Source organism: Pseudovibrio sp. Ad26, assembly GCF_001623285.1.
In the GTDB taxonomy this organism is placed as follows: Bacteria; Pseudomonadota; Alphaproteobacteria; order Rhizobiales; family Stappiaceae; genus Pseudovibrio; species Pseudovibrio ascidiaceicola.
In genome coordinates this window covers 1-529 of record NZ_LMCE01000014.1, presented here as the reverse complement: position 1 = coordinate 529, position 529 = coordinate 1, and the positions used below count along the sequence as shown (strand labels likewise).

Sequence of the window (529 nt, the reverse complement as noted above, 5' to 3'; positions counted from 1 at the left end):
GTTCCATACTGACTCCAGCCAGAACTGTTCATCCTTAAACCACTTGTGTGGGCATGAGCACCCGCGGCCCCTGTTGAACCGCTCAGACTGTGAGCATGAGCCCCCGTGTTATTCGTCGATTTGGTGCCGTAATCGAAACTGCCTGTTGTTTTCGTCCCGTAATCAAACGACGATGTGGTTTTCGTCCCCAAATCCGTACCGGATGCACTGGCACTGTGGGTGTGCGACTTAATTCCATCCTGTTCCTGAGACAATACAGCACGACCGCTGGCGGGTTTCCCCTTGATTGTCCAGCCTCGCATATCAGGAAGCACACCCGATGGATACGCGACAGCAAGTTTTGGGTAGGCTGATTTGTCAAACGCCTGCCCCTGCATCAGGACGTAGCCAGACGGAACGATATCTGATGGCCACGGGATCGGCGCACCTGCCGGAAAGGCCGAATTCTCACCGGCCCCAAGGTATTCAAGAACATCTGCAACGGAATTTTTTGCCAGAATATCCCTGCCAACCTGAGTCAGTTCAGTCA

1 protein-coding gene is annotated in these 529 nt (G+C 53.7%); it reads right to left on the bottom strand.

What is annotated here, in order from left to right; translation table 11 throughout:
- On the bottom strand, positions 1-529 hold a 529-nt coding region (locus PsAD26_RS02795), incomplete at both ends, for a phage tail protein (RefSeq protein WP_244278136.1).